Raw genomic sequence first — 23924 nt, forward strand, 5'->3', positions numbered from 1 at the left:
TTCGGTGGGAAAATCTACCGAACGACGGCCTCGCGGCTACGAGGCGTCGTAGCCGGAGAGGCCCCCGAGACGGTCGCTCACTTCGTCGAGCACCGTCCGGAAGGCGTCGACGCTCGGCTTCTCCGTTCGGTCGGGGTTGGCGCGGACGCGGACGTCCTGCCACCCCAGTGAGACGAATCCGAGGCCGAGGCGGTCGGCGGTCGCCCGGAGGCCGACGCCTACGTCCGCGTCGCCGGCGAGCACGCGTCGGGCCGGACTCTCCGAGGCCTTCACCGACCGGTCGAAGCCGTCGATCGCGGAGACGAGGTCGTGACGCGAGACGCCGCGGTCGTCGGCGAGGTCGTCGACGAGGCCGCTCAAGCTCGTCCGCAGCCCTGAGTTCGTGTCACGGTTGACGAAGCGGAGGTCGTCGTCGACGAGGCTCGAAACGCCCTCGACGCCCGACGGGTTGCCGTCGGGGACGACGAGGCCCCACTCGCGCCGCCACCCGCCGAGGTCCACGGAGTCGACGTCTCGCTCGACCCGACCGGCGACGACGGCGACGTCGGGGACGCCGTCGCGGAGGCGTCGAACTCCCTCTCTGCTGCCGACCGGGAGATACCGCGGCGTCCCGAGGCGGTCGAGCAGGCGGTTCAAAAGCGGGTCGTCCTCGCCGACGCCGAGTAGCGACGGCGGGCGGACGTCCGGCGAGAACAGTATCACGTCCACCGCCTCGCCCTCGGCGAGATACTCGGTGTCGGGGTGAACCTCGACGATGCCGTCGGCCTCGACGAGACTCGTCGTCGCGCCGCTTCCCTTGTCGACGGGGTAGACGAGCGTCTCACCGGACTCGTCTTCCAGCAACCCGACCGGCATCAGTCGCATCCGCCCCTCGCCGTAACGCTCGCGGACGGCCATCCTCCCGCTCACCGTCGCCGTCTGCGGTTCCGGGACGCCCGCCGCGCGGCGAACCGCGGGCGCGACGAACGTCCGGAAGATGGTGAGCGCCGAGACGGGGTACCCGGGGAGACCGACGTAGGCGCTGTTGTCGAGTCGCCCGACGAGCATCGGTTTCCCGGGTTTGACCGCGACGCCGTGGAGCAACAACTCGCCTCTGTCCTCGATGACGCGGTAGATGACGTCGACCGCAGACGCGGAGGTCGAACCAGACGAGAGCACGAGGTCACACTCCTCGGAGGCCCGCAAGAGCAACCGCTCCATCTCGTCGTAGTCGTCGCCGGCGTGCGGGTAGAGCACGGCTTCGCCGCCGGCCTCCTCGACGCCCGTAGCGATGGTGTAGCTGTTCACGTCGTAAATCTGGCCGCGGGCGCTGTGCAACGTCTCACCCGGGCGGACGAGTTCGTCTCCGGTCGAGACGATGCCCACTCGGGGACGACCCCGTACCGGCACCTCGTCTCGGCCGAGCGCCGACAGCAAGCCGATCTCACGCGGCGTCAGGAGGGTCCCCGGACCCAGCGCCCGCGCGCCGGCGGCGATGTCCGCCCCGGCGAACATCACGCTGTCGCCGGGGGCGACGGCCGTCCGAACTTCGATTTCGTTCTCTCCGCGCTCGTCCGTTCGCTCGACGATGACGACGGCGTCCGCACCCGGCGGCATCACCGCGCCCGTCGAGATCTCGGCGCACGTGCCGGGTTCGACGGTCACGTCGGGCTCCGCGCCGGCGTGGACTTCGCCGATTAGGTCGAGCGTCTCGGGGTCGGCCTCGTCCGCGCCGAAGGTGTCCTTCGCCCGGACCGCGTAGCCGTCCATCGATGCCCGGTCGAACCCCGGGACGTCGAGTTCGGCGTCGACGCGCTCGGCGAGCACCCGTCCGCGCGCCTCCGCCAGCGGCACCGATTCGGCTTCGGGTTCGAGGTCCAGCGACGCGATGGCGGCGTGTGCTTCCTCGGGGTCGGCGAGGTCGCGGAACTCCTTTCTCTCTCTCATGCGGACCACTCCCAGTTCTCGACGGCGACGGTCGCGCCCTCTTCTATTCCTTCGCGCTCCTCGGGGACGACGACCCAGCCGTCGGCGAGCGCGACGCTCGACAGGATGCCGGAACCGCTGGCGCGCGTCGGCGTCGCTTCGAGTCCCTCTCCGTCCTCACCCGGTTCCGTGCGAACGCGGGCGAACGTCCGAACGCCGGGTTCGCTCGGAATCTTTCTGGTCAGCGTCGCCTCCCGGGTCGGGAAGGGTTCAGACGGGAGGTGGCCCGCGCGCTTGAGCGCCGGGCGGAGGAACTGCACGGCGTTGATGACGCAGGCGACGGGGTAGCCGGGGAGCATCACGACCGCCGTGCCGTCGACGTCGCCGAGCGCGACGGGGTGGCCGGGTTTCAGCGCGACGCCGTGGACGAACACCTCGCCGAGGTCGTCGACGACCTCGTACGTCAGGTCCCGTTCGCCGACCGACGAGCCGCCCGTGGTCACCACCACGTCGTGGTCGAGGTTCGACTCGACGGCCTCGCGGAGCGCGTCTTCGTCGTCGGTCACGACGTCCCGATAGCTGGCGTCGCCGCCCCATCGTTCGACGAGTTTCGAGACTGTGAGGCCGTTCGTTTCGACGACTTCACCGGGTTCGGGGTCGCGCTGGACGAGCTCCTCGCCGGTCGGAATCACGGCCACTCGGGGTCGTTCGTACGCCTCGACTTCGCGGACGCCGACCGATTTCAACAGCCCGAGGTCCGACGGCCGGAGGCGGTGACCGGGGTCGTACAGCGACTGGCCGTCTCGCACGTCTTCGTCGGCGTCGCCGACGTTCTCGCCCTCGGCGAGGGCGTCGAACACCTCGACTTCGTCGCCGAACTGCTCGGTGTGTTCGACCATCACGACGGCGTCGGCACCGTCGGGCAGTTCGCTCCCGGTGTGGACGCGAGCGGCCTCGCCGGGGTTCACGGCCGCCTCGTCGCTTTCGCCGTCCCCGTCGTCGTCCGCCGCGGCGAGTCGGAGGACGGCGGGAGAGCGTCCGGACGCGCCGAAGGTGTCCTCGGCGCGGACCGCGTAGCCGTCCATCGCCGCCCGGTCGTAGCCGGGAACGTCGCGGGCGGCGGCGACCGTCTCGGCGAGCGCTCGGCCGTCGGCGTCGACCAGCGGGAGGCGTCCCGTTCGGTCGTGGGGCGTGACCGCCGCGAGCAGTCGCTCGCGGGCGTCGGCGACGCGGGTCCGGTCTTTGAATCCGGCGCGTCGCAGGTCGTCGTGGCTCATACGTCTCGTTGTAACCGGGGGGACAAAAGCCTCCACCTACGGGCGGTCAGCGGTCAACACCTCCCGGTGACCCGACCGAGCGCCCGCGACGCCGTTCTGTCGTCTGCACGCTGTCTCGCCGTCTCCGCGCCGTCCTGTGGTCTCCGCGCCGCCCTGTCGTCTGTCGCGCCCGTCGACTGTCGCACCCGTCGTCTGTCGTGCCCCGGGGTTTCGACCGCCGGGTTTTTCGACCCCCAACCCGTAGCTACGTCCATGTCAGCGCTGCGCGACGCGTTGCGGGAACTGCCGAAAGCGGTGTTCGCCGACCTGTTGGAGAGCGACGACGCGTACCTGCTCGTCGTAGACTTACCCGGCGTGACCGCCGAGACGGCTGACGTGCGTTTCGAGGAGGGTCGCCTCGTCATCGAAGCCCGACGCGAGAAGAGTCTTCCACAGGAGTTCCGCTACCTCCGCGAAGACCGCTCGCTGTTCCTCGACGCGGAACTCCCCCTGCCGCCGGACGCCTCCGGCGACGGTGCCGAGGCGTCGATGGACCGCGGCGTCCTCGAACTTCACCTCCCCAAGCGGACAGCCACCCCCGAGCGGTCGATCCCGATAACGGACGACTCCGCGGAGTAGGTGGTCACACTGGTCAATCTGCGGGCGTACTGGCGATTCCTCGTCGTCTTTCGCCGATTCCTCCCGCTCATCGTCGCCTACACGAGAGACCGAAATCGGTTTCTCCTGTTCGGTCGGTCACGACGGGTCACCACCGAGAAGCAGATCGAGCGGGCGGAGCTACTGCTCGACACGCTGTTGACGCTCGGGCCGACGTTCATCAAACTCGGGCAACTGCTGTCGACGCGACCCGACATCCTCCCGCCCGCCTACATCGACGTGCTGTCGAGTCTGCAAGACGACGTGCCGCCCGCCCCCTGGGAGAAGTCCCGAGTCGTCATCGAGGACGAACTCGGTCCCGTCGACGAGGCGTTCGACGCCTTCGACCGCGACTCCATCAGCGGCGCGAGTCTCGGACAGGTGTACCTCGCCGAGTACGAGGGCGAACGCGTCGCCGTCAAGATTCGCCGCCCCGGCATCGAGGACCTGGTCAACGCCGACCTTCGGGTCATCAAGTGGTCGATTCCGTTCGCCTCGCGGTTCGTCGGCGAGGGCCAGGCGTTCTCGCTCGACAGCCTCGCCGACGAGTTCGCCAAGACCATCCGCGAGGAGATGGACTACGGCCGGGAACGCGACATGCTCGTCCGGATTCGCTCGAACTTCGAGGACAACCGCGACATCGTCATCCCGCGGCCGATAGACGACGTGTCGGGGCGGCGCGTACTCACGATGGAGTACGAACCGGGCGTGAAAATCAGCAACGTAGAGACGCTCGACGAGATGGGTATCGACCGCCACGACCTGGCGGTGACGCTCCAGGAGGTGTACCTCCAGATGATAATCGAGGACGGCGTCTTCCACGCCGACCCCCACCCGGGGAATCTCGCGGTCGACGAGAACGGCTCGATTATCTTCTACGACTTCGGGATGAGCGGCACCGTCGACCCGTTCGTCCAGGACAAGATCGTCGAGTTCTACATCGCCGTCGCCAACCAGAACATCGACGGCATCCTCGACTCGCTCGTCGAGATGGGGACGCTCTCGCCGGAGGCCGACCGCGAGGTGATGGCGAGCGTGATGGAGTTAGCCATCGCCGACGTCCGCGGCGAAGACATCGAACAGTACCGCGTCCAGCAGGTCATCCAGCAGGTCGAGGACACCATCTACGAGTTCCCGCTTCGTCTTCCCCAGAACATGGCACTCGTCCTCCGGGTCGCCACCGTCGTCGAGGGCGTCTGCGTGACGCTCGACCCCGACTTCGACTTCATCGAGGTCGCTACGAACTACCTCTCGGAGACCGGATATCGAGAAGAGACGGCCAAACAGTTCGTCCAGGACGCCGGACGGCAACTCCAGCGGACGTCGGAGGCGCTCGTCACCGTCCCGCCGAAGCTCGACCGGACGCTCGACAAACTCGAACGCGAGAACGTCACGGTCAACATTCGCATCGAGGACAAAAACGACGTGTTCGACCAGCTATCGCGGCGTATCGCCTACAGCATGCTGTTCTCCGTCGGATTGCTGTCGGCGTCTATCCTCTACTCGTTCGGCAACGACTGGCGCTTCGCCGCCGCCGCCATCGGTGTCACGATTCCGATGGGGTTGCTGCTTTATCGGTCGCTTCGAAAGCGGCGAAAGGGTATCCGCGCCCGTCCGCAGTTCACCCGACAGAGCATGCGCGAACGCCGCGGTGACTGACGTCGTCGGGTCACTACTACGCCGCGAGTACCGTTTCGCCGAACCACTTATATCGGCGGGGAGACGCGCCCTCACGACTCGTTTCCAAACCGTTTATACCGCCGCCTCGGTAAGTCGCTGGTATGGCGAAACAGCAGAAGCAGGTTCGCGAACTGCAGGAAGGCAGCTACGTCATGATGGACGACGCCCCGTGTAAGATCAATCATTACAGCACCGCCAAACCCGGCAAACACGGCAGCGCGAAGGCCCGCGTCGAGGGACGCGGCGTCTTCGACGGGAAGAAGCGCAGCCTCAGCCAGCCTGTCGACGCCAAAGTGTGGGTCCCGATCATCGATCGAAAGCAGGGCCAGGTCGTCTCGGTCACCGGCGACGACGCGCAGGTGATGGACCTCGACACCTACGAGACGTTCACGATGCGTATCCCCGACGGCGAGGACTTCTCCCCCGAGAGCGAAATCGAGTACCTCGAGTACGAGGGCAACCGAAAGGTCGTGTAATGTTCCCCGGGGCGACTGCCGAACGCTGTGACGCGAACTTCGTCATCCTCGGTGCGCCCCTGGACATCTCCACGAGTTTTCAACCGGGGGCCCGTTTCGGCCCCGACCGCATCAGACGGTTCGCCGAAACGTTCGACGACTACGACCGTCGAACCGACCAGTTCTTTTCCGATCTCTCAGTGCACGACGCGGGCGACCTCCACGCCTGGAGCGACGCCGCCGAGTACGTCGAGTTCCTGAGCGGCGAACTCGGCGACGCCGTCCGCGACGACGCCGTTCCCATCACCCTCGGCGGCGAACACACCGTCACCGCCGCCGGCGTCCGCGCCGTCGACCCGGACGTCTTCGTCTGCCTCGACGCCCACCTCGACCTCAGACGCGAGTACGCCGGCGACGAGTGGAGCCACGCCTGCGTCACCAGACGCGTCCTCGACACCGCAGACGAGGCGATTATCCTCGGCGCACGCACCGGATCACCCGACGAGTGGGAACGCGCAGAAAGCGACGACGTGACCGTCGTCGCGCCCAAAGACGTCGCCGACTGGGAACCCGCGTTCGACGCCGACGATTCGGTCTACCTGAGCGTCGACATCGACGGGGCGGACCCCGGCTTCGCGCCCGGGACGGGGACGATGGAGCCGTTCGGACTGACGCCGCGGGAGATGCGCGACGTCGTTCGGGCCGTCGCTCCGACCGCCGACGGCTTCGACGTCGTCGAGGTGAACGACCGAGACGATGGCCAAGCCGCGTCGCTCGCCGGGAAACTTCTCAAGGAGTTCGTCTACGAGCGCGCGGCGACGGACGAGTAGCCGTCGCTCACTCCCTCCGTCGGAGTCGTTTTTCGTCGACTTCGTAGAAACGCGAGCGACGCCGCCTGCTCAGCGGCGAAGCACGCGTCGCATCTTGCGCGTGATACTGCGTTTGGTTCGACGCGGTAATCGACGCCAGACGCGAAGCGCACTGCGGAACTTACCCATAGTAAGTCACCTCGTTTTCGCTCGCGTCACACTGTTCGTGAGACAGACGTATAATCGCGGTGGCTGCATTCGCAAGTCGAACTGTGTCTGTCGCCGTCGAGTTACGAGCGCCGACACTCGGTCGCCGATAGAGTATACGAACCGCCGCAGGCGACGGTTCGGCGAGCGGTCACAAACGCGACCCGTCGAACGACGAGCGCGACTGGTGGGCGCCGTCGGAGCGGTTCACCGACGGCAGCAGTGCGTGCGCCGAACGCGCCGAACGGGACGGATATGAGGAACGTGACGGACATGACAAACGCGACGAGTACAACGAACCCCACGGCCCTCGGTGACCGCGCATCGCCCGAGACTCTTGCTCAGAACCGGACGGGGAACGGTTCGAGTAGCGCGGCCCTACTCGGACGAACACAGTCGCGTTGGTCGGGTCTTTTCGCCGCTACGCGCGCTGCGCTCGTCGCCGTCGGAGCGAGTATCTACGGCCTCGGGATGCTAGCGCAAAGCGACGTCAGAGCGCGACTGCAGGCGGCGCTCCCGTAGCGAGGGTTACAAGCGACCGGCCGTTCTCGGTTCGGATATGCGCCTCTCGAAGCTGACCGACCGACTCGACGAGACCCTTCGAACCGACGCCTACGCGGATATCGACGCGAGCGCGAACGGCCTACAGGTCGGCCCCGACGACGCCGAGATAACTCGGGTCGCCGTCGCCGTAGACGCCGCCGTCGCCACCGTCGACGCCGCGGCGGCGGCAGATGCCGACCTCCTCGTCACCCACCACGGACTCTCGTGGGGCGGCATCGAGCGCGTGACCGGCAAGCAGTACCGACGAATCGCGCCGCTCGTCGAGAACGACCTGGCGCTGTACGTCTCGCACCTCCCGCTCGACGGTCACCAGGAACTCGGCAACGCCGCCGGAATCGGCGACCTCCTCGACCTCTCCGAGCGCGAACCGTTCGGAAGCCTCGGGCCCGAGTACATCGGCCAGCGCGGGCGCGCGAGCGAGCCTTTCGACGCGACGGAACTGGCGACGACGCTCGACGCCGAACTGGACACGGGCGGCCGCGGCGTCCAGGTGCTCGAGTTCGGCCCCGACGAAATCGAAGACGTCGCCGTCGTCACCGGCAGCGGCGTCGACTGGCTGGACGAAGCCGTCGACGCCGGTGTCGACGCGCTGGTGACCGGCGAAGGAAAGCAGAAGGCGTACCACGAGGCGCGGGAGGCCGGAATCCACGTCTTCTTGGCCGGTCACTACGCGACGGAGACGTTCGGCGTGCGGGCTCTCTCGTCGCGACTCGCCGACTGGGGCGTCGAGACGACGTTCGTCGACCACCCGACGGGGCTGTGAGGGTAGAACTGGAGGAGCGGAACCGTAGATTCGGCGTGAATGGCGAACAGACGACGCGCTGCGAGGCGCGGCCGGGTCGTCGTACACCCGCGCTGCCCTGACCGCGTCGATGGCTCAGGTCACGCGGCGAAGTGGCCGCGTTCCGGGTGATAAACGTTCGTCTCCCCGTTCGGTGCCCGCTCGCACGACGTTCACTCGTACGTCGTCGTGAGATACGTCAGTAGTTCGTCGACGAGTTCCTCGTCGTAGGTCCAGAAGCCCCGAAACCGTCCCGCTTCGACTTCCTCGGCGATGAGCGCGCAGGCGGCCATCGTGTACGTACTGCCGTCGTAGACGACGAGCCACGTCCGTCCGATTTCGTCACTCGACTCGACGTGGGCGGTGACGCCGTCGACCGGCCACTCCCCTTGCTCGTCGGCGAGGTAGACGTGAACGTCGAGATCGGTCTCTTCGACCAACCGCGAGTAAACCGACCGCTGTTTCCGGAGCGCCTCCAACGACTGAAATCCGCATCTGAGCGTTCCGTGACCGACGCGCCACGCTCGTTCCTCGATCTCCCGCGACATCGCAACCATCTGTTTCTTCTCGAACGACGTGAAAACCGTATTGTCGAGAATCTCGAACAGGGCCCGGTAGCTCGTCTCGCCCCCGTCGGACCAAGGACGGCGAATCGGCGGCGTCACCAGGTGACGGAGTTCGTCGAGACTCAGCGAGCCTGCGAACCCGTCGTCGTCGCGGATGACGACGAACCCCGGCGGTCCATCGCGGGGGAGTTTACGCCGTTTGACGGTCACGTTGCGCGTTTCGAACTGTTCGACCGGCACCGGCTCGTCGTCGGCCGCGTACGCGATAATCTGCTTTCGCTTCACCGCCACCGCAGAGATGAACTGTCTGAGTGTCATCGAAATCTCCGTTTCGGGGCGGAGCGTCGGCCACAGTCGGTCCACCGTGGTTACGTTTCGCCGTTGCCGTTGTCGCCGTTACCGTCGTCACGTTCGTCGCCTACGACATCGCTGACATCGTCCGCCTCGGAACCGTCGCCGTTGTTCTCCGTCGAATCGCGTCGCTCCCGCTCCCCGTCGTTTTTGCGTTCGTGTCGCCGAGCGTACGTCACGAGGTCGTACAACGACGCCGGGAGCGCGGCGAGCGACAGTTCCTTAGTGTCGGTATCGTACTCGACGTAGCCCGCGTCTTCGAGCATCGGGACGTGGTTGTGATAGAGCATCGAGAGGACGGTGTCCCGCTCGTCGGACGTGACGCCCCGCCAACCGTCGGCGTTCGTCCACCCGGTGACGATATCCGTCAACTCCTCGATCGTCAACCGCTGGAACTGCAGGAGCGCGTAGAGCGCGAACCGTCGGTGCTCGTCCGAGAGGACGGCGAACATCTCGTCGTCGACAGTCGTTGCTTCCGAGATGAGCGTAACGTCCGACTCTCCGTGACTATTTTCGACTCTACCCACAAGCGATGGTAGCCGGAGTACAGTTAAGTCTCTTTAGTGTCGAATAACAGACATTCAACGGCGGTGACTAACCGCGTCGTCGCCCGTCGACGGACCGCGTTATTGAAACGACTTCCCGACGCATCGAGAGATATGAGCGACGACGGACGCGACCACGGAAGCGACGACGGAGATGGCGACGGCCACGCCGAGTACCACCCACCGCACCGCGAGGAGTTCGACCACGACCCCGTGGGTCACACCGACGTCCGCGCCGGGATGACCGTCTCGGAACTCGTCGACGAGTACGGGAAGGCGGGTATCGGCGCGGCGGCGGTCCACGAGGCCGTCGACGTGTACGCCGAGATGTTGGCCGACGACGACTGCACCGTCTTTCTCTCGCTCGCGGGGGCGATGGTGCCGACCGGGATGCGGAAGGTCGTCTCCGACCTCATCCGCGACGGCCACGTCGACGCGCTGGTGACGACGGGCGCGAACCTCACTCACGACTCCATCGAGGCCATCGGCGGCAAACACCACCACGGAACCGAACACGCCGAGGGGAAGACGCCCCGCGAGCACGACGAGACGCTGCGCGACGAGGAGGTCGACCGTATCTACAACGTCTACCTCCCCCAAGAACACTTCGCGCTGTTCGAGTCGCACCTCCGCGCGGAGGTGTTCCCGCCGCTGGAGGAGGAAGGCTCGGTCGGTATCGAACGCCTCTGCCGGGAACTCGGCCGCGCGAACAGCGAGGTGAACGAGCGCGAGGGTATCGAGGAGGACGCGGGCGTCGCCGCCGCCGCCTACGAGTCGGACGTGCCGATCTACTGCCCGGCCGTCCAGGACTCGGTGTTCGGCCTGCAGGCGTGGATGTACTCGCAAACGTCGGCGTTCACGCTCGACGCGCTGAAGGACATGACGCCGCTGACGGACCTCGCCTACCACGCCGACAGAGCGGGCTGTCTGCTCGTCGGCGGCGGCGTCCCGAAGAACTTCACGCTCCAGACGATGCTCGTCACCCCCGGCGCGTACGACTACGCGGTCCAGATTACGATGGACCCCGCTTCGACGGGCGGACTCTCGGGCGCGACGCTCGACGAGGCGCGCTCGTGGGGGAAGTTGACGAAGGAAGCGCAGAACGTCACCGTGCAGGGCGACGCGACAGTGTACCTGCCGCTGCTCGTCGCGGCGGCGAGAGAGCGAATCGGGAACTGAGTTCGGTGACACCCGCCGGTCGCGCCGCTTTACGGCAGGAACGACGAGGTGACGGTCAGGCAGTCGTGGTAGCCCTGCTGGTCGTAGCGTTTGACGTGACCTCCCGCAACGTACAGCCGACCGTCGATGACGCCGTCGACGCAGCCGACTCGCGGCGTGTCTTCGTCGGGTAACGACGTATCGAACTCGTCGGCCTCGGGATCGTAGCGGTGACAGAACGACCGGAACGAGTCGACCGAGAGCGACTCTCCCTCCTCGCGGAACAGGCCGTGCGAGAGATAAACCTGATTGTCGATGACGGGGTCGTCGGTGGTCGCATAGTGACCCGGGATGGGCGTCGGCGTCGCCGCTTCCCACTCGTCGTCGACGGGGTCGTAGCGGAAGTTCGTGTCCGTCGACCCCGCCGTGCTGCGGACGCCGCCTATCGCGTGAATCTTCGTCCGGCCGTCGACGACGACGCGTGCGACGGCGGGCCAGCGCTTGGCCTCGGGTATCAGCGCGAGGTTCGCGTCGACGACCTCCTCGGCGTCGGGGTCGAACGACCACAGTCGGCGCTCGTCGAACGCCCAGTGGGTCGTGCCACCGGTGCCGTGGTTTGTCGCCGTCTCCGAATCCGTGTCGCCAGTGCCGCCGGCGACGCAGTAGACGAGTCTGCTCTCGGGGTCGTAGACACCGCCCATCCCCCAGTTCGTGTACGGGCAGCTGACGCCCGTCTCGGCGGTGAGGTTGCGCCAGCCCTCGTCGGCTTCGTAGACGAAGATGTCGTCGGTGGGCACGTTGTCGCCGCCCTCGGAAGTGAGCACCCCGCCGAAACTGTACACCCGGTCGTCGACGGCGACGCCGCACGGTCCCCACACCGCCTTCGGCATGTCTTCGGCGCGGGTCCACGTTCCCTCGCCCTCCTCGGCGGGTTCGTACGTGAAGGTCTGGGCGACCGCGCTCGTGTCGACGCCGGAGTCGAAGCCGCCGAAGTACAGTAGTTTACCGTCGACGACGCCACCGCCGGCATCGCTGTGCGCCAGCGGGAGGGAGGTCTCGCTGCGCCACTGTGACTCCGGCCCTGTCGGGGTCTCGGTGTCGGTCACCGTCGGCGTGTCGGTCCCTCTCGGTGTGCTGGTCTCAGGCGGTGCGTCGGTCGTTGTCGTCGTCTCCGGCGACGTTACGCTCTCCGTGCCAGTCTCCGTCTCGGTTTCGGTGCCGGTGGCCGTTCCGGTTCCCGACGACGTGTCGGTCTCCGTCGACGTTCCCGATTCCGTCGCGTCGCCGGTCTGCGCCGGCGTGTCGGTCGTCTCGGTCTCGGTGAGGCCGGACGTCGTGGCCGTGGTCGCCGACGGTTCGTCCGTTCCGGTCGTCTCCGGCGATTCGTCCGTTTCGGACGCGGAGGTTCCTTCGGAGCGCTCGTCGGTTCCCGTTCCCGGCGGTGACATCGGGATCTCCATCTCGCCGTCGGACCGTTCGTTGAGGATGGCTACACCGAGTCCGGTCCCGACAGTTCCGGCCGCGAGCAACGCCAACACGCCCCGGCGAGAGCGACCCCCGGAGGACTGCCCGTCTTCCGTCGCCCCCTCACCGTGTTCGTCGACCTGGTCGTCGTTTTCTCTCACAGGGAACAGTAGCGTTTCTGAATCACTATGAGCTTGTCCGTATTTCGATTGTCAACTTCGAAATAAACTTCCAAAACGGTGAATTTCTGCGCAGAAAACACGATTCGACGCTTTCCGCCGAGTCGGTCAGGTCGGTCGGGACGGTCGCTTTCGTCACGCCGGCGGTTCGGTCGCTCGGTGGGTGTGCATCGTCGCCACCGTACTCGGAATGCCTATACGTGCCTGGGCACTCGAACGTGTATGAACTACGAGTCATCTCTGGACCGGGCGATGGACGCCACCGACTCACGGACGACCGAAGACAAGCGACTTCGATTCCCCGACCCCGTCGGCGAGACCGACGGCGCGTTCACGCGCCTGACGAACCTCGGCGACATCGCCGACGCGCTCTCGCGGGACCCCGAACATCTCCACAGCGCGATTCAACGCCAGTTCGCGACGAACGGGCAGTTCGACGGCCAGCGCGCCCGCTACAACGGGTCGTTCAGCGTCGCCGACTTCGACACGGCCATCCGCGAGTACGCCGACGAGTTCGTCATCTGCTCGGAGTGCGGCCTGCCGGACACCGTCCTCCGCACCGAGGACGGCGTCGAGATGCTGCGATGTGAAGCCTGCGGTGCGTTCCGCCCCGTCCAGAAGCGTACCTCCTCGCGCTCGCGCAACGCGCCGACGCTCGAAAAGGGGAAGACGTACGAGTTCGAGATCACCGGCACCGGCCGCAAGGGCGACGGCGTCGCCGAACGCGGCAAATACACCGTCTTCGTCTCCGGCGCACAGGAGGGCCAGACCGTGGAAGCCTCCGTCTACAACATCAGCGGCTCGCTCGCGTTCGCCCGTCCCGTCTGAGTCGCGTTCCGGTTCGACGTTTTCCACCGTTTTCTGCCGTTTTCACCGGTTCGCCGACTACAGCGACCGCTCCGGATTCCCGTGTAAGAGCATATCTGAGAACATCCGCTTGAACCCCGCTTCGTCGATGGTTTCGACGACTCGCGTCCGCGGTTCGCCGTCGGTGATGCCGAGTTCGTCGACGAGGCTGTAGCCGCGGGTCATCCCCTCCCGCTCGTCGACGTCGACGAAGTGCGTCTCCGCCTCGGTCACGAGGTCCGGATTCAGAAAGCAGGCGAGCGCCAGCGAGTCCGGTTGGGTCGTCGCGTCGACGCCGAGACGTTCCTTCGAGAACTCGCGGGCGTGGCGCGTGATCGTCGTGAAGAAATCGGCGTAGGGGGTGTCGGCCGCCTCGAACGCTTCCAGTTCGTCGGCCTCGAACGACCCCTGTCGAATCGTCAGTCCCCAGTCGACGAGATTCACGTCGAGTTCGTGCATCACGATCTTCGCCGCGTCGGGGTCGACCCAGAAGTTGAACTCCGCGGAGGGCGTGTCGTTGCCGAGCGTGTTCACCGCGCCGCCCATCACCCACACCTCGTCGAGCAGGTCGTTCAACTCGGGTTCGCGGCGGACCGCCAGCGCGACGTTCGTCAGCGGGCCGATACAGGCGAGGCTCACCTCGCCGGGCGACTCGCGCGCCGTCTCGACGATCTTGTCGACGGCGTGGCCGTCGGCGGAGGGAATTCCGGTGTCCGGGTAGAGCTCGCCGCCCAGTCCCCCATCACCGTGGACGTGGTCGACGTGTTCGAACTCCTTGACGAGCGGCCGGCGCGACCCCTCGTACACCGGCACCTCGTCGGCGGCGTCCGCAAGGTCGAGGGTGTGTTTGGCGTTCTCGACTTCGTAGTCGAACTCGACGTTTCCGGCGACGATAGTGAGCGCCTCCAGTTCGATAGAGTCGGCCAGCGCGGCCATGAGGATGGCCTGCGTGTCGTCACCTGCGGTGTCCGTGTCGACGATGAGTCTGCGTGCCATGGCTCCCACGTCACGCGGTACGTGCTTAACAGTCTTGCCCGCTGAGACCCCGATGAATCCTGCCGTCTTTATGATAGACTTTATTACTGATATGTGTATCGTGTCTTGTATGCCGTCGTGGAGCGTCTACAATTTCGAGTGCGAATCCGTTGCCGACCGTGAGGCGCTGATGGAGTGGTTCGAGACGAATCATCCCGTCGCGTTTCCCCAGAACCGTTACTCCGTCTTCGCTGAAATCGAAACCGACTCCGGGACCGCTGGCGCGGATTACGCGTGGGTCGACCGGTACCTGTACATCACGGTGATGGGTGAGCCGGAGAACCTCGTCCATGAGACGGCGGACCGGTTCGAACGTGTCGCCGTCGCAGAGTTCGATAGCCGAACCGAGACGGCGACAGACGTGACCTTCGTCGTCGACAGCGACGCGGGTGGCGAGGGTGAAGTCGCGGGAGTCCGGTTCGAGGGTATCGAAGGATTCGGTGGGAACGACGTGATGTACGTGCTGGCGATGGTTCATCGGTTCCGCTTCCGGTCGTACTCGGCACAGTCACCGACGAATCAGATTACGCCACACCCGCACGCATTCACCGTCGTAGGCGACATCGACGCCTTCATCGACGACTTAGAAGGTCCTACCGGCGTCGCCCCTACTGAGGAAGGGCTCGCGCTCCTTCGGGACGACCCCGCGGACGACGACAAGTACGTTTACGGCGAGACGTACGGACCTGTCGACTCCGACGAAGACGATGCCATCGACGGCGTGACCGTCGTGGACGCCGAGACGGGCGAAACGCAGTCGTTCAACGACCCGAGCGAAGTGGAAGACGACGGCGGTCTGATGACACGGATTCGCGGACTCTTCGGGGGGTAAGCGACTGCAGAGGGGTGAGAGCAATGCGCCGAGAGGCGGTCACACACCGGTTCTCGATTCCAGTGCCGAAGATGCCCGCGATGCCACCGTTTAAGCGGACTCGCAAGGAGTCAACTGTGAGAGATGCTCGGAGACCACTCCGCACGCGTCGCCGCTGCCCTCAACGTCGACACCAGCGCCATCACCGAGGTGACCGAACTCGACGGCGGGATGATCGGCTCGGTGTACCGTGTCGGGATCGACGACGGCCGAACGGTAGTTGCGAAAGTTGGCGACACGCCACTGGAGGTAGAGGCGTTCATGCTCCGCTATCTCGCCGACGAGAGCGACCTCCCGGTTCCCGCCGTCTTGTACGCCGACCCCGAACTGCTCGTTCTCTCGCACGTCGACGGCGAGTCGACGTTTTCGGCGACGGCCGAACGCGACGCCGCCGAGCACCTCTGCCGCCTCCACGACGTGAACGCCGACGCATTCGGCTTTCCGCGCGACACGCTCACCGGCCCGGTTCGCCAACCGAACCCGTGGACCGACTCGTGGCCCGAGTTCTTCGGCGAACATCGGCTTCGGTACGTCGCCGATCTCGCCGTCGAAGGCGAGACGCTCTCGGCGGCGTTGCACCGGCGCGTCGACGCCGTCGCCACCGACCTCGACTCGTTGCTGACGGAACCGGACGCACCCTCGCTGATCCACGGCGACGTGTGGGCGACGAACCTCCTCGCCCGCGACGACGAGATTCGAGCGTTCCTCGACCCGGCGTGCTACTACGCGCACCCGGAGGTCGAGTTGGCCTACGTCGATTGGACCGACACCTTCGACGAGCCGTTTTTCACTCGGTATCGGGAGTCTCGCGGCATCGAATCGGGATTCTTCGAGCGCCGACGGTTCGTCTACCGGCTGTATCCGCTGTTGGTCCACGTCCACCTGTTCGGCGGGGAGTATCCGGCGGAGTTGGACGAAACGCTTGAGCGAGTGGGATACTGAGTGGATGGAAGGGAACTGACTTCTATCGCCGTTGGGTAGTCTCGGACGGCCGATGACGACGGCACCGTTCCGAGTCGGGGTGGCACCCGACGGTGACGAACCCTATGAGTGCCGAGGCCTTCGATTCGTGTGTCTGTTCTCCTTCGTCTCCCCTCCCCACGCCTAGGGGCACGCAACGGTTTTATCTCGTCAACAACATTTTTCGATGTGGCCTCCCTCTAGTTTACAAGCATACATGAAACGCCCAACGCTCAGAAGTTCATCCGGCTCTTCGGAGACCAGCATGGACGAGGAGATTCAGCAAGCAGTGGTAGATGTCATCAAAGACTCAAATAACAAGACAGTCGAAATCAGACCGGCGGACGAGTCGAAAGGTTTCGCGACGATCCCGAGGATGCTGCTCATCGGCGGCGCCCTCGCGGTCGGCTACTGGATGGCGAGGTCCAAGAACGCGACGAAGGATCTCAAGAGCATGATGAGTAAGACCGCCGATCGGACCGAGAAGATGTCCAAGCGGACCGCCGAGACCATCAAGAAAAGCGGCGAGACGGCGGCCGAACGCGTCGAGAAGGAGTCGCAGAGGACCGGCGAACAGGTCCAGAAGATGGGCGAGAAGGCCGCCGAAAAGACCCAGAAGGCTAGCGAACAAGCTGCCGATAAGACCGAAAAGGCAGGCGAGAAAGCCGCCGAAAAGACCCAGAAGGCTAGCGAACAAGCTGCCGATAAGACCGAAAAGGCAGGCGAGAAAGCCGCCGAAAAGACCGAAGAAGCTAGCGAACAAGCTGCCGATAAGACCGAAAAGGCAGGCGAGAAAGCCGCCGAAAAGACCGAAGAAGCTAGCGAAAAGGTGGACGGAGATAGCAGTTCGTTCGGTAGCTCGTCCGGCAGTTCGTCGGATAGCTAATCCGACGGCTCACCCCTGACGGCGTGACAGAGCGGCCATCTGCGCCTCGTCTCCGAACGGGGCTTCGCCGTGAATATGCCAGCATGAACCGCTCGTGTCGCCTGTCGATGGATTTCGAAGCGAGAATCGGGGATACGACGGAACCTGTCGCTCGTTGTGCCGAACCGGACACCATATCGGTCGCTATCCACATTTATAGCCGATTGATTACGAAAATATACCGGTGTTGGATATTCGTAATCCAAATTTGGATATTTAGATACGAATGACAACCCTTATCCCTACGCATCGGTTGGGTTTAGTTGCAATGGCAAACGGTAAGGTTGATTTCTTCAACGACACTGGCGGCTACGGTTTCATTTCGACGGACGACTCTGACGATGACGTGTTCTTCCACATGGAAGACGTCGGCGGCGAGGATCTGACGGAAGGTACCGAGATCGAATTCGACATCGAACAGGCCCCGAAGGGCCCGCGCGCGACGAACGTCGTCCGCAACTAACGAAGTTCTCACACCGTCGAGAGACGGTACGACGTGAGTTCATTTCTTCCGACGCTACTCTTCGAGAGCGACTGCTCCGCCGGAGTCGGCGTGCTTCGGCGCATCCCGACCCTCAGTACGGAGTCTTTTGGGCGAGCGACGCCAACGAAGACCATGAGTGACGCGAGCGACGAACCGGAGTTCGAGCGTGTGAAACAACGAGCCGCCGACGCCGTGAGCGGGACCGACGCCGTCTCGCTTTACGTCGGTCTCGTCGGCGACAGCGGTGACAACGAGTTCTACTTCGCCAACGACGTCGACGAGGAGCGACTACAGGAGATGGCCAGCCAGCAGCTCGGGATGCTGACGCGCGTCCTCGCCGAACAGTCGGACGCGAGCATCGACCAGATCACGGAACACGCCGCCGAGACGGCGAGACAGATGAACCTTCGCTGAGAAGTCGAAGCCACCGCTGCGTTTCGGCACCGACCTACCGCTCTCGAACCGGGGCGGCGACCGGTGGTGTCGGTGTGGTCTGAGCGCCGACCGCGTACGGTCCCGAGTCACCCGGCGCGACCAGAGACCCCGTCGCGTTCGAGGGTCCCGACCCGTTCGACTGCTGAATCACGTACCGCTGGCCGACCATCGGGTCCAGCAGGCTGTCGACGGGCGCGCGGTCGTCGCGCAACACGGGCACGTCGTCGGTCTCGGTCGTCCGCTGGTAGTTACGAATCTCGTGGTCGAGGTCGATACCGATGTCTCGGCGGTCGTTCCGCGCGAGCAGTTGTTCTTCGGTGACCACCGACTCGTTCTTCGTGGCGACGACCTCGATGTTCTGTACGACCCCGCCGCCTGCCGTCGGGAAACTGTACAGTTGCGGGAACACCTGTGACATCGTTTTGTACTCCGCGCGGTAGAACCTCGACGCCGGACCGGTGGGTGCGGAGATGACGTTGGCGAACAGGATACCGTCCTCCGAGAGCCGACTGTCGGCGAGTCGCATGAACTCCTCGGTGGTCAGCTCGAACGGCACCTTGTCCTTCTGGTAGGCGTCGAGGACGATGAGGTCGTACGTCTGGTTCGTCTCCTGGAGGAACTGTCGTCCACCGGTGTTGTAGATATTCAGGTTCTCGGACTCCTCGACTCGGAAGTACTGCTCGGCCGTATCGATGACCACGGGGTCGATCTCGGCGACGTCGACGGTGACGTCGTAGTCTTCGGCGAACCGCTTCGGCCCCGTGAAGCCGCCGCCGCCGATGAACAGCACGCGGTCGACGTCGTCGGTCATCAGGAGCGGGAGGTGGAAGTAGCGGGTGTAGTCGAAGACGTGGCGGTCGGGGTCGCTCTTATCCATCGCGCTGTGTCGCTGGCCGTCGAGGTACAGCGTCCGCGTGTCGCCGAGGTCGACGACCTGCAGTTCCTGATACGGCGTCTGCGTCTCGTAGACGACACGACCTTCGACGGAGAGCCCGGCCGCCCCGCTTCCGACCGCGGCGACGAGGACCGCGACGACGAGCACGCTGGCTACCGTCTGGTCACGGGCGATACCAGGGCGAGCGAGAACGAACGCGGTCACCACCGACAGGAGGCCGAAGACGAACGCAATCTGTTCGACGCCGAGCGAGGGGATGAGAAGGTACGTCGTCGCAAACGCGCCGACGATGCTCCCGATGGTTCCGAGCGCGTAGACGTGGCCCGAGGCTTCGCCCAGACCCTCTTTCGTGGAGAGTTCGGCCGCATAGGGACTGATGTAGCCGAGGAAGTACGTCGGCGGGCCGAAAAGCAACGTGATAGCCGGCAGCGAGGCGAATCGGCTCGGTAGCGGAAAGCCGGATGTCGCCCGCAACAGCAGGTCACCGAGGAAGATGAGACCGGCGACGTACGCCGCCGTCAGGAGGAACACCCGCGCCATGCGGTCGTTCGTCGCCCGCCGGGCCGCGAGTTTGCCGCCGCGGTAGTAGCCGTAGCTGAGCGCGGCGAGAAAGACGCCGATAATGCCGCCCCACGTGTAGATACTGCTGCCGAACTGCGGCGCGATCATGCGTCCGGCGAGGATCTCCAGCCCCATACTGGCGACCCCGGAGACGAACACCGCCAGTTCCGGCTTCGAGAGTCGGAGGGCGTCGAAGGAGCGAGACGTGCTCATGACACAGCGAAAGGGGCGCGTCGCCATAACTGTTTGACGAGTCGGCTTTCGGGTGGTCAAGGGCCGAAGGCCGTAGGTCGTAGGCAGTCGAACGCGGTCGCCCGGGTTCGTGCGACCCTCGCGCTTACCTCCCGCGAGACTGTACACACCACGATGACCGACACCACGCCACTGGAGACGATTTCGACGCTGCTCGGCGGGCTCTCCGAAGACCGCCGCAAGGCGGTCGACGACGCGATAAAACAGTCGACCGACGTCGCCGACCTCCGGGGTCGGCTCGTCGAACTCTCCATCCAGCGAGGGGAGCGACCCGGCATCTCCGAACTCGGCGACGACGAGGAGGTCGTCCCGGTGACGACCGAGCTCGCCGACGGCGGCGCGGTCGACCGCCTCCAGTCGACCGTCGGCGGCCTTCGAGACCGGGTCGCGAGTGGACTCGGCACCATCGGGTCCTCGACGCCGTCGCTCGACCGAGACGACGCCGCGACCACGGAGACGACCGAGGAGACGGTCGACCCCGACGACGAGGTACCTCTCCCAGCGCGGCGCGCCGAACCGAACGGTCGACCGCTCGCTCGCGTCCGAGGGCGCGCCCGATCGGGGGTGGCAGAGCTGAAGTACACCGCTCGGAACGCCGACCCGAAACAGGCGGCGCTGTGGGGGTTGGCGACGGGCGTGACGCTCGCAAACCCCGCGATCGCCGCCGGCTACTCGACGGCCGTCCTGCTCTCGGGTGCGGTGTTGAGTGGTGGCGCGGTCGGCGCGTACGCGAGTAGTCACGAGAACACCGTCTTCGACGACGTCGACCCCTTGGAGATGGCTCGTCGCTCCCGCGGGATGGCGGCGGCGAACGCGCATCGGACGAATCTCAACGGTGCCGCGCTCGGAAGCCTCCTCGGCGCGTCGACGTATCTCGCCGAGACGGTGACGCCCGAGGAGTACGCCCACTGGCTCGCCGGCGTCGACGCGGACCTCGTCGCCCGCGGGGCCGAACTGGGGGCGGGTCGCGCGACAGACGAGGAACTCGGCCTCGGAAGTGCCCGGACCGGCGCGCTTCTGGGCGGCGGGCTCGGCCTCGCGTACGGGCTGACAGGAGGACCCGACGGAGCGGACGAGGGAGCGCTGCGGGAACTGCTCGACGACGACCTGTACGAGGAGTATCGCCGTGCGCTCGACGAGACGGAGAAGTGACTCGAAACGCCGTAATCGGATTCAGTCGCCGGCCTGTTCGACCGACGATTGCTCGGGAGTCGAGCCGAGCAACCCCGCAGCCGCACCGTACAGTTCGATATCCTCGCCGAGGGTAGTGAGTCTCACCGACGGAGGGTCGGCGGCGAGCACGTAGTCGTCGAGGTGTCGGCGGATCCCCGTGAGCATCCACTCGGCGTTTTCGAGCGCAACCGACCCGCCGAGCGTCACCACGCCCGGGTCGTACGCGTTGACGAGCGTGCCGATTCCCGCAGCGTTGTAGCGGGCGATTCGGTCGAGCAGCGTCCGGGCCACGTCGTCGTCGTCGTCGTCGGCGGCGAACACGTCGGGTGCGGTTATCTCGTCGAGTTCGCGCAACGGCGACGCCTGCTCGGTTTCGGCGAGCAGTTGCCGAGCGAAGTTCGGAATCCCGCGCCCCGAGCAGTACGCTTCCCACGCGCCGCGGACGCCCGTGCTCGACAACTCACCGTCGGCGAGAATGGAGAACAGCCCGACTTCGGCGGCGTAGCCGCGCTCGCCGCGGATCGGCTGACCGTCTTCGACGACGCCCGCGCCGATGCCGGTTCCGAAGGTGACGTGTGCGACGGAGTCGTAACCGCGGCCCTCGCCAAAGCGGTACTCGCCCAACGCGGCGGCGGTGCAGTCGTTCTGGATAGTCGTCGGCAGGCCGAACGCGTCCTCCACGGCCTCGGCCAGCGGAATATCGTACCGTCTCGTACCGTCGTCGGCGTCGAACTCGGCGATGACGCCGCGCTCGGCGTCGACCAGTCCCGTCGTCGAGACCGACACTCCCTGAATCGGTCCCGGCGACCGAGCGCGGACATCCTCGACGGCGTTTAGCAACTGCTCGGCCAGCGCGTCGGCGCGGGTCGGTTCCGCGCGAACCGCTACGGGACCTCTCTCGGTTCCCCTGCCGTATCGCAGACGGGTGCTCCCGATGTCGACGACGACGGCGTTGGTCGCTGAACTCACTGCTTCGACTGCAACCTACGCCCGTTTCAGTATGCGCAACTTATCGACGGGAAGGCAGTGGTTTCTCCGGTCGGAGATGGGTTCGCTCCGTCCTCGCCGAGTGTGTACGGTGCGGTCGGCTCTGGAAGGTCACAGCTGAATTTAGTATCGCAGAATGAAATATATGGGAAATGTCACCGCGTGTTACGTACACTTCATCGGGGGTCAGCACCGTTACGTCCGGACATCGGTTAATCGCACGCACGTTACCGCTCTGACGAGTGTTCTGCCCAGCATGAACTGTTATCACCCGTTGCCGGGTAGGAATCTCATGCGCGTTCACTTCTCGGACCCGACGTTCGACTACCAGACACTCCGCACGATGGCGTACGCGACGTACCGAGGGGCCGAGCCCGGCGAGTGTCTGGCGACCGTCGAGCGCATCGACGACGGCGACTTCGAGGCGTGGTACTCCGAGTGGCGACGGACCGCAGACCGGGTCGCCGTCGTCGGTGAGTACGCCGATGCGCAGGACCGCGACGAGACGGCCCGAGACGCGTTTTTGCGAGCGCACAACTACTATCGGACGGCCGAGTTCTTTCTGGACGGCGACGACGCCCGGCGCGTTCCGACGTACGAACGCAGCCGGAAGACGTTCCGACGCGCCCTCCGCTATCTCGACGCATCTGTCGAACAGGTCGAAGTGCCGTACGAAGAGACGACACTGCCGGGCTACCTCTTCACGCCGGCGGATTCGACGGACGAGGCCGAACGGCCGACCGTCGTCTGTCTCGGCGGGTTCGACTCGCTCGCCGAGGAACTGTACTCTCTCTGCGGCGTCCCGGCGGCGCTCGAACGCGGGTACGCCTGTTTCACCTTCGACGGACCGGGGCAGGGCGCGCCGCTCCGTCTCGAATCGCTGAAGGCACGACCCGACTGGGAGAACGTCCTCGGCCCGGTGCTCGACGCGCTCGTCGACGACCCGCGCGTCGCCGCCGACCGAATCGGCGTCGTCGGCGCGAGCATGGGTGGGTACTACGCGCCGCGGGCGGCGGCGTTCGACGACCGGATCGCCGCGGTAGTCGCGTTCGACCACTGTTTCGACCTCTGGGCGGCGGCGGCGGACGGCCAAGAACGGCTCGCCGCGCTCGTCGACCGGGCACCCGCCGTCGCCGTAAACGCCCTCGCCGCGCTCGGAGCGCGTTTCGACGCCGGGTCGCGCTGGCGGATGGAGAACTCCCGGTGGGTGTTCGGCACCGACGCCGCGAACCTCCGGCGGACACTCCGGGAGTACTCGCTACGCGATGTGGCCGACCGAATCACCTGTCCGACGCTCGCGCTCGCGGGTGAGGACGACCACCTGATACCGCTCTCGCTCGTCTGCGAGTTCGCCGACGCCGTCGCCGGACCGACGACGACTCGGGTGTTCACGACCGAGGAAGGCGCGGGCGAGCACTGTCAGGTCGGGAACCTCTCTTTGGCGCACGGCGAACTGTACGATTGGCTTGACGAGACGCTCGATACCGAGTGACTCTCGCGTGTTCGGGTCGCCGACGTCGTCTCACTCGTACGACTCGTACGTCGCCGTCCCGACGTCGACGCGGACGAGGCTGTTCTCGGGCCACGCGTCCGGTTCCGCGCCGTACTTCGGATTGACACGACGCGCGGCGGCGGCGGTCTCCTCGTCGTCGTCGACTACCGTCGCCGTTCCGAGCAGCGTGACGCGCCACTTCGCCTCGCCGGCGTCGTCTTCCTGTACCGAGACGGCGACGCGCGGATTTCGCCGGACGTTTTCGAGTTTCTTCCCCGTCGTCAGGAGTTCGAGCGTCCCGTCGTCGTAGTGGTACCAGACGGGTGCGACGTGCGGCCGTCCGTCGACGCAGGTCGCAAAGTGCGCCATCATCGGCTTCGCGGTGATTCGCTCCTCGACTGCCGGCGGAACCGTCTCGCTCATACCGGAGA

At 65.8% G+C, this 23924-nt stretch carries 23 protein-coding genes; 14 read left to right on the forward strand and 9 right to left on the reverse strand.

Translation table 11 applies throughout. The features are described 5' to 3' along the window. Positions 1-36: 36 nt before the first annotated feature. Both LAQ73_RS11290 and LAQ73_RS11295 read right to left on the reverse strand, forming a co-directional pair. Positions 37-1926, reverse strand: coding sequence for a molybdopterin biosynthesis protein (locus LAQ73_RS11290; protein ID WP_224268381.1), 1890 nt, complete (start codon positions 1924-1926; stop codon positions 37-39). Continuing rightward, positions 1923-3182, reverse strand: coding sequence for a molybdopterin molybdotransferase MoeA (locus LAQ73_RS11295; protein WP_224268382.1), 1260 nt, complete (start codon positions 3180-3182; stop codon positions 1923-1925). The genes LAQ73_RS11290 and LAQ73_RS11295 overlap by 4 nt, the downstream gene beginning before the upstream one ends. A gap of 252 nt (positions 3183-3434) precedes the next feature. On the opposite strand from LAQ73_RS11295, the gene LAQ73_RS11300 reads away from it, so the two are divergent. From LAQ73_RS11300 to LAQ73_RS11320, 5 genes are all read left to right on the forward strand, one after another. Further along, complete coding sequence (locus LAQ73_RS11300; protein ID WP_224268383.1) at positions 3435-3800, forward strand: Hsp20/alpha crystallin family protein; 366 nt, start codon at positions 3435-3437, stop codon at positions 3798-3800. After that, positions 3801-5477, forward strand: coding sequence for an AarF/UbiB family protein (locus LAQ73_RS11305; protein WP_224268384.1), 1677 nt, complete (start codon positions 3801-3803; stop codon positions 5475-5477). It begins immediately after the preceding gene. Positions 5478-5599: 122 nt separating this feature from the next. Beyond that, positions 5600-5974 (forward strand): translation initiation factor IF-5A, encoded by a 375-nt coding sequence (locus LAQ73_RS11310; RefSeq protein WP_224268385.1) that lies wholly within the window; start codon positions 5600-5602, stop codon positions 5972-5974. Further along, entirely contained in the window at positions 5974-6783 is an 810-nt protein-coding gene (gene speB / locus LAQ73_RS11315; protein WP_224268386.1) for an agmatinase, read from the forward strand. The genes LAQ73_RS11310 and speB overlap by 1 nt, the downstream gene beginning before the upstream one ends. A gap of 745 nt (positions 6784-7528) precedes the next feature. Further along, positions 7529-8296: a Nif3-like dinuclear metal center hexameric protein gene (locus LAQ73_RS11320; RefSeq protein WP_224268387.1), complete on the forward strand. Its 768-nt coding sequence runs from the start codon at positions 7529-7531 to the stop codon at positions 8294-8296. A gap of 191 nt (positions 8297-8487) precedes the next feature. On the opposite strand, the gene LAQ73_RS11325 is transcribed toward LAQ73_RS11320, so the two are convergent. Both LAQ73_RS11325 and LAQ73_RS11330 read right to left on the reverse strand, forming a co-directional pair. Beyond that, the gene (locus LAQ73_RS11325; RefSeq protein ID WP_224268388.1) at positions 8488-9198 is read right to left on the reverse strand and encodes a DICT sensory domain-containing protein; all 711 of its coding nucleotides are present in this window, start codon (positions 9196-9198) and stop codon (positions 8488-8490) included. Positions 9199-9248: 50 nt separating this feature from the next. After that, positions 9249-9758, reverse strand: a complete 510-nt coding sequence (locus tag LAQ73_RS11330; RefSeq protein ID WP_224268389.1) for a DUF7344 domain-containing protein — start codon at positions 9756-9758, stop codon at positions 9249-9251. A 132-nt stretch (positions 9759-9890) separates the two neighbouring features. Between LAQ73_RS11330 and LAQ73_RS11335 the strand changes: the two genes are divergently transcribed. Then, positions 9891-10955, forward strand: a complete 1065-nt coding sequence (locus LAQ73_RS11335) for a deoxyhypusine synthase (RefSeq protein WP_224268390.1) — start codon at positions 9891-9893, stop codon at positions 10953-10955. A gap of 29 nt (positions 10956-10984) precedes the next feature. Here LAQ73_RS11335 and LAQ73_RS11340 read toward each other — a convergent pair whose 3' ends face one another. After that, the gene (locus LAQ73_RS11340; protein ID WP_224268391.1) at positions 10985-12559 is read right to left on the reverse strand and encodes a hypothetical protein; all 1575 of its coding nucleotides are present in this window, start codon (positions 12557-12559) and stop codon (positions 10985-10987) included. Positions 12560-12799: 240 nt separating this feature from the next. On the opposite strand from LAQ73_RS11340, the gene LAQ73_RS11345 reads away from it, so the two are divergent. Continuing rightward, the gene (locus LAQ73_RS11345) at positions 12800-13405 is read left to right on the forward strand and encodes a translation initiation factor IF-2 subunit beta (RefSeq protein WP_224268392.1); all 606 of its coding nucleotides are present in this window, start codon (positions 12800-12802) and stop codon (positions 13403-13405) included. Positions 13406-13462: 57 nt separating this feature from the next. Here LAQ73_RS11345 and LAQ73_RS11350 read toward each other — a convergent pair whose 3' ends face one another. Next, complete coding sequence (locus LAQ73_RS11350) at positions 13463-14419, reverse strand: nucleoside hydrolase (RefSeq protein WP_224268393.1); 957 nt, start codon at positions 14417-14419, stop codon at positions 13463-13465. Between the two features lie 109 nt (positions 14420-14528). On the opposite strand from LAQ73_RS11350, the gene LAQ73_RS11355 reads away from it, so the two are divergent. The 5 genes from LAQ73_RS11355 to LAQ73_RS11375 all read left to right on the forward strand — a co-directional run bounded on the left by LAQ73_RS11355 (position 14529) and on the right by LAQ73_RS11375 (position 18112). Then, positions 14529-15290: a hypothetical protein gene (locus tag LAQ73_RS11355; RefSeq protein WP_224268394.1), complete on the forward strand. Its 762-nt coding sequence runs from the start codon at positions 14529-14531 to the stop codon at positions 15288-15290. Between the two features lie 123 nt (positions 15291-15413). Then, on the forward strand, positions 15414-16271 hold the full coding sequence (locus tag LAQ73_RS11360; RefSeq protein ID WP_224268395.1) for a fructosamine kinase family protein: 858 nt from the start codon (positions 15414-15416) through the stop codon (positions 16269-16271). A 283-nt stretch (positions 16272-16554) separates the two neighbouring features. Beyond that, the gene (locus LAQ73_RS11365) at positions 16555-17175 is read left to right on the forward strand and encodes a hypothetical protein (protein WP_224268396.1); all 621 of its coding nucleotides are present in this window, start codon (positions 16555-16557) and stop codon (positions 17173-17175) included. A 307-nt stretch (positions 17176-17482) separates the two neighbouring features. Further along, positions 17483-17677 carry a cold-shock protein gene (locus LAQ73_RS11370; RefSeq protein WP_224268397.1) on the forward strand — a complete coding sequence of 65 codons (195 nt, stop codon included), beginning with the start codon at positions 17483-17485 and terminating at the stop codon, positions 17675-17677. 153 nt (positions 17678-17830) lie between these two features. Continuing rightward, positions 17831-18112: a DUF8113 family protein gene (locus LAQ73_RS11375; protein ID WP_224268398.1), complete on the forward strand. Its 282-nt coding sequence runs from the start codon at positions 17831-17833 to the stop codon at positions 18110-18112. A 34-nt stretch (positions 18113-18146) separates the two neighbouring features. Here the strand turns inward: LAQ73_RS11375 and LAQ73_RS11380 are convergent, their stop codons facing one another. Next, complete coding sequence (locus tag LAQ73_RS11380; RefSeq protein ID WP_224268399.1) at positions 18147-19802, reverse strand: spermidine synthase; 1656 nt, start codon at positions 19800-19802, stop codon at positions 18147-18149. A 153-nt stretch (positions 19803-19955) separates the two neighbouring features. Here LAQ73_RS11380 and LAQ73_RS11385 point away from each other — a divergent pair, with 153 nt between their 5' ends. After that, positions 19956-20993 (forward strand): hypothetical protein, encoded by a 1038-nt coding sequence (locus tag LAQ73_RS11385; RefSeq protein WP_224268400.1) that lies wholly within the window; start codon positions 19956-19958, stop codon positions 20991-20993. Between the two features lie 21 nt (positions 20994-21014). On the opposite strand, the gene LAQ73_RS11390 is transcribed toward LAQ73_RS11385, so the two are convergent. After that, complete coding sequence (locus LAQ73_RS11390) at positions 21015-21983, reverse strand: ROK family protein (RefSeq protein ID WP_224268401.1); 969 nt, start codon at positions 21981-21983, stop codon at positions 21015-21017. Positions 21984-22293: 310 nt separating this feature from the next. On the opposite strand from LAQ73_RS11390, the gene LAQ73_RS11395 reads away from it, so the two are divergent. Then, positions 22294-23493, forward strand: a complete 1200-nt coding sequence (locus LAQ73_RS11395) for an alpha/beta hydrolase family protein (RefSeq protein WP_224268402.1) — start codon at positions 22294-22296, stop codon at positions 23491-23493. Positions 23494-23523: 30 nt separating this feature from the next. Here the strand turns inward: LAQ73_RS11395 and LAQ73_RS11400 are convergent, their stop codons facing one another. Next, positions 23524-23916, reverse strand: a complete 393-nt coding sequence (locus LAQ73_RS11400; RefSeq protein ID WP_224268403.1) for a pyridoxamine 5'-phosphate oxidase family protein — start codon at positions 23914-23916, stop codon at positions 23524-23526. Positions 23917-23924 lie beyond the last annotated feature (8 nt).

Origin of the sequence: Haloprofundus salinisoli (assembly GCF_020097815.1) — an archaeon.
In the GTDB taxonomy this organism is placed as follows: Archaea; Halobacteriota; Halobacteria; order Halobacteriales; family Haloferacaceae; genus Haloprofundus; species Haloprofundus salinisoli.

Excerpts from the sequence above, each read along its gene's own strand:
- LAQ73_RS11310 (WP_224268385.1), top strand. The coding sequence starts at position 5,600 with ATGGCGAAACAGCAGAAGCAGGTTCGCGAACTGCAGGAAGGCAGCTAC.
- LAQ73_RS11360 (WP_224268395.1), top strand. The coding sequence starts at position 15,414 with ATGCTCGGAGACCACTCCGCACGCGTCGCCGCTGCCCTCAACGTCGAC.
- speB (WP_224268386.1), top strand. The coding sequence starts at position 5,974 with ATGTTCCCCGGGGCGACTGCCGAACGCTGTGACGCGAACTTCGTCATC.
- LAQ73_RS11385 (WP_224268400.1), top strand. The coding sequence starts at position 19,956 with ATGACCGACACCACGCCACTGGAGACGATTTCGACGCTGCTCGGCGGG.
- LAQ73_RS11335 (WP_224268390.1), top strand. The coding sequence starts at position 9,891 with ATGAGCGACGACGGACGCGACCACGGAAGCGACGACGGAGATGGCGAC.
- LAQ73_RS11350 (WP_224268393.1), bottom strand. The coding sequence starts at position 14,419 with ATGGCACGCAGACTCATCGTCGACACGGACACCGCAGGTGACGACACG.
- LAQ73_RS11380 (WP_224268399.1), bottom strand. The coding sequence starts at position 19,802 with ATGAGCACGTCTCGCTCCTTCGACGCCCTCCGACTCTCGAAGCCGGAA.
- LAQ73_RS11395 (WP_224268402.1), top strand. The coding sequence starts at position 22,294 with ATGCGCGTTCACTTCTCGGACCCGACGTTCGACTACCAGACACTCCGC.
- LAQ73_RS11355 (WP_224268394.1), top strand. The coding sequence starts at position 14,529 with ATGCCGTCGTGGAGCGTCTACAATTTCGAGTGCGAATCCGTTGCCGAC.
- LAQ73_RS11290 (WP_224268381.1), bottom strand. The coding sequence starts at position 1,926 with ATGAGAGAGAGAAAGGAGTTCCGCGACCTCGCCGACCCCGAGGAAGCA.
- LAQ73_RS11375 (WP_224268398.1), top strand. The coding sequence starts at position 17,831 with ATGAGTGACGCGAGCGACGAACCGGAGTTCGAGCGTGTGAAACAACGA.
- LAQ73_RS11370 (WP_224268397.1), top strand. The coding sequence starts at position 17,483 with ATGGCAAACGGTAAGGTTGATTTCTTCAACGACACTGGCGGCTACGGT.
- LAQ73_RS11325 (WP_224268388.1), bottom strand. The coding sequence starts at position 9,198 with ATGACACTCAGACAGTTCATCTCTGCGGTGGCGGTGAAGCGAAAGCAG.
- LAQ73_RS11365 (WP_224268396.1), top strand. The coding sequence starts at position 16,555 with ATGGACGAGGAGATTCAGCAAGCAGTGGTAGATGTCATCAAAGACTCA.
- LAQ73_RS11400 (WP_224268403.1), bottom strand. The coding sequence starts at position 23,916 with ATGAGCGAGACGGTTCCGCCGGCAGTCGAGGAGCGAATCACCGCGAAG.
- LAQ73_RS11295 (WP_224268382.1), bottom strand. The coding sequence starts at position 3,182 with ATGAGCCACGACGACCTGCGACGCGCCGGATTCAAAGACCGGACCCGC.
- LAQ73_RS11300 (WP_224268383.1), top strand. The coding sequence starts at position 3,435 with ATGTCAGCGCTGCGCGACGCGTTGCGGGAACTGCCGAAAGCGGTGTTC.
- LAQ73_RS11345 (WP_224268392.1), top strand. The coding sequence starts at position 12,800 with ATGAACTACGAGTCATCTCTGGACCGGGCGATGGACGCCACCGACTCA.
- LAQ73_RS11320 (WP_224268387.1), top strand. The coding sequence starts at position 7,529 with ATGCGCCTCTCGAAGCTGACCGACCGACTCGACGAGACCCTTCGAACC.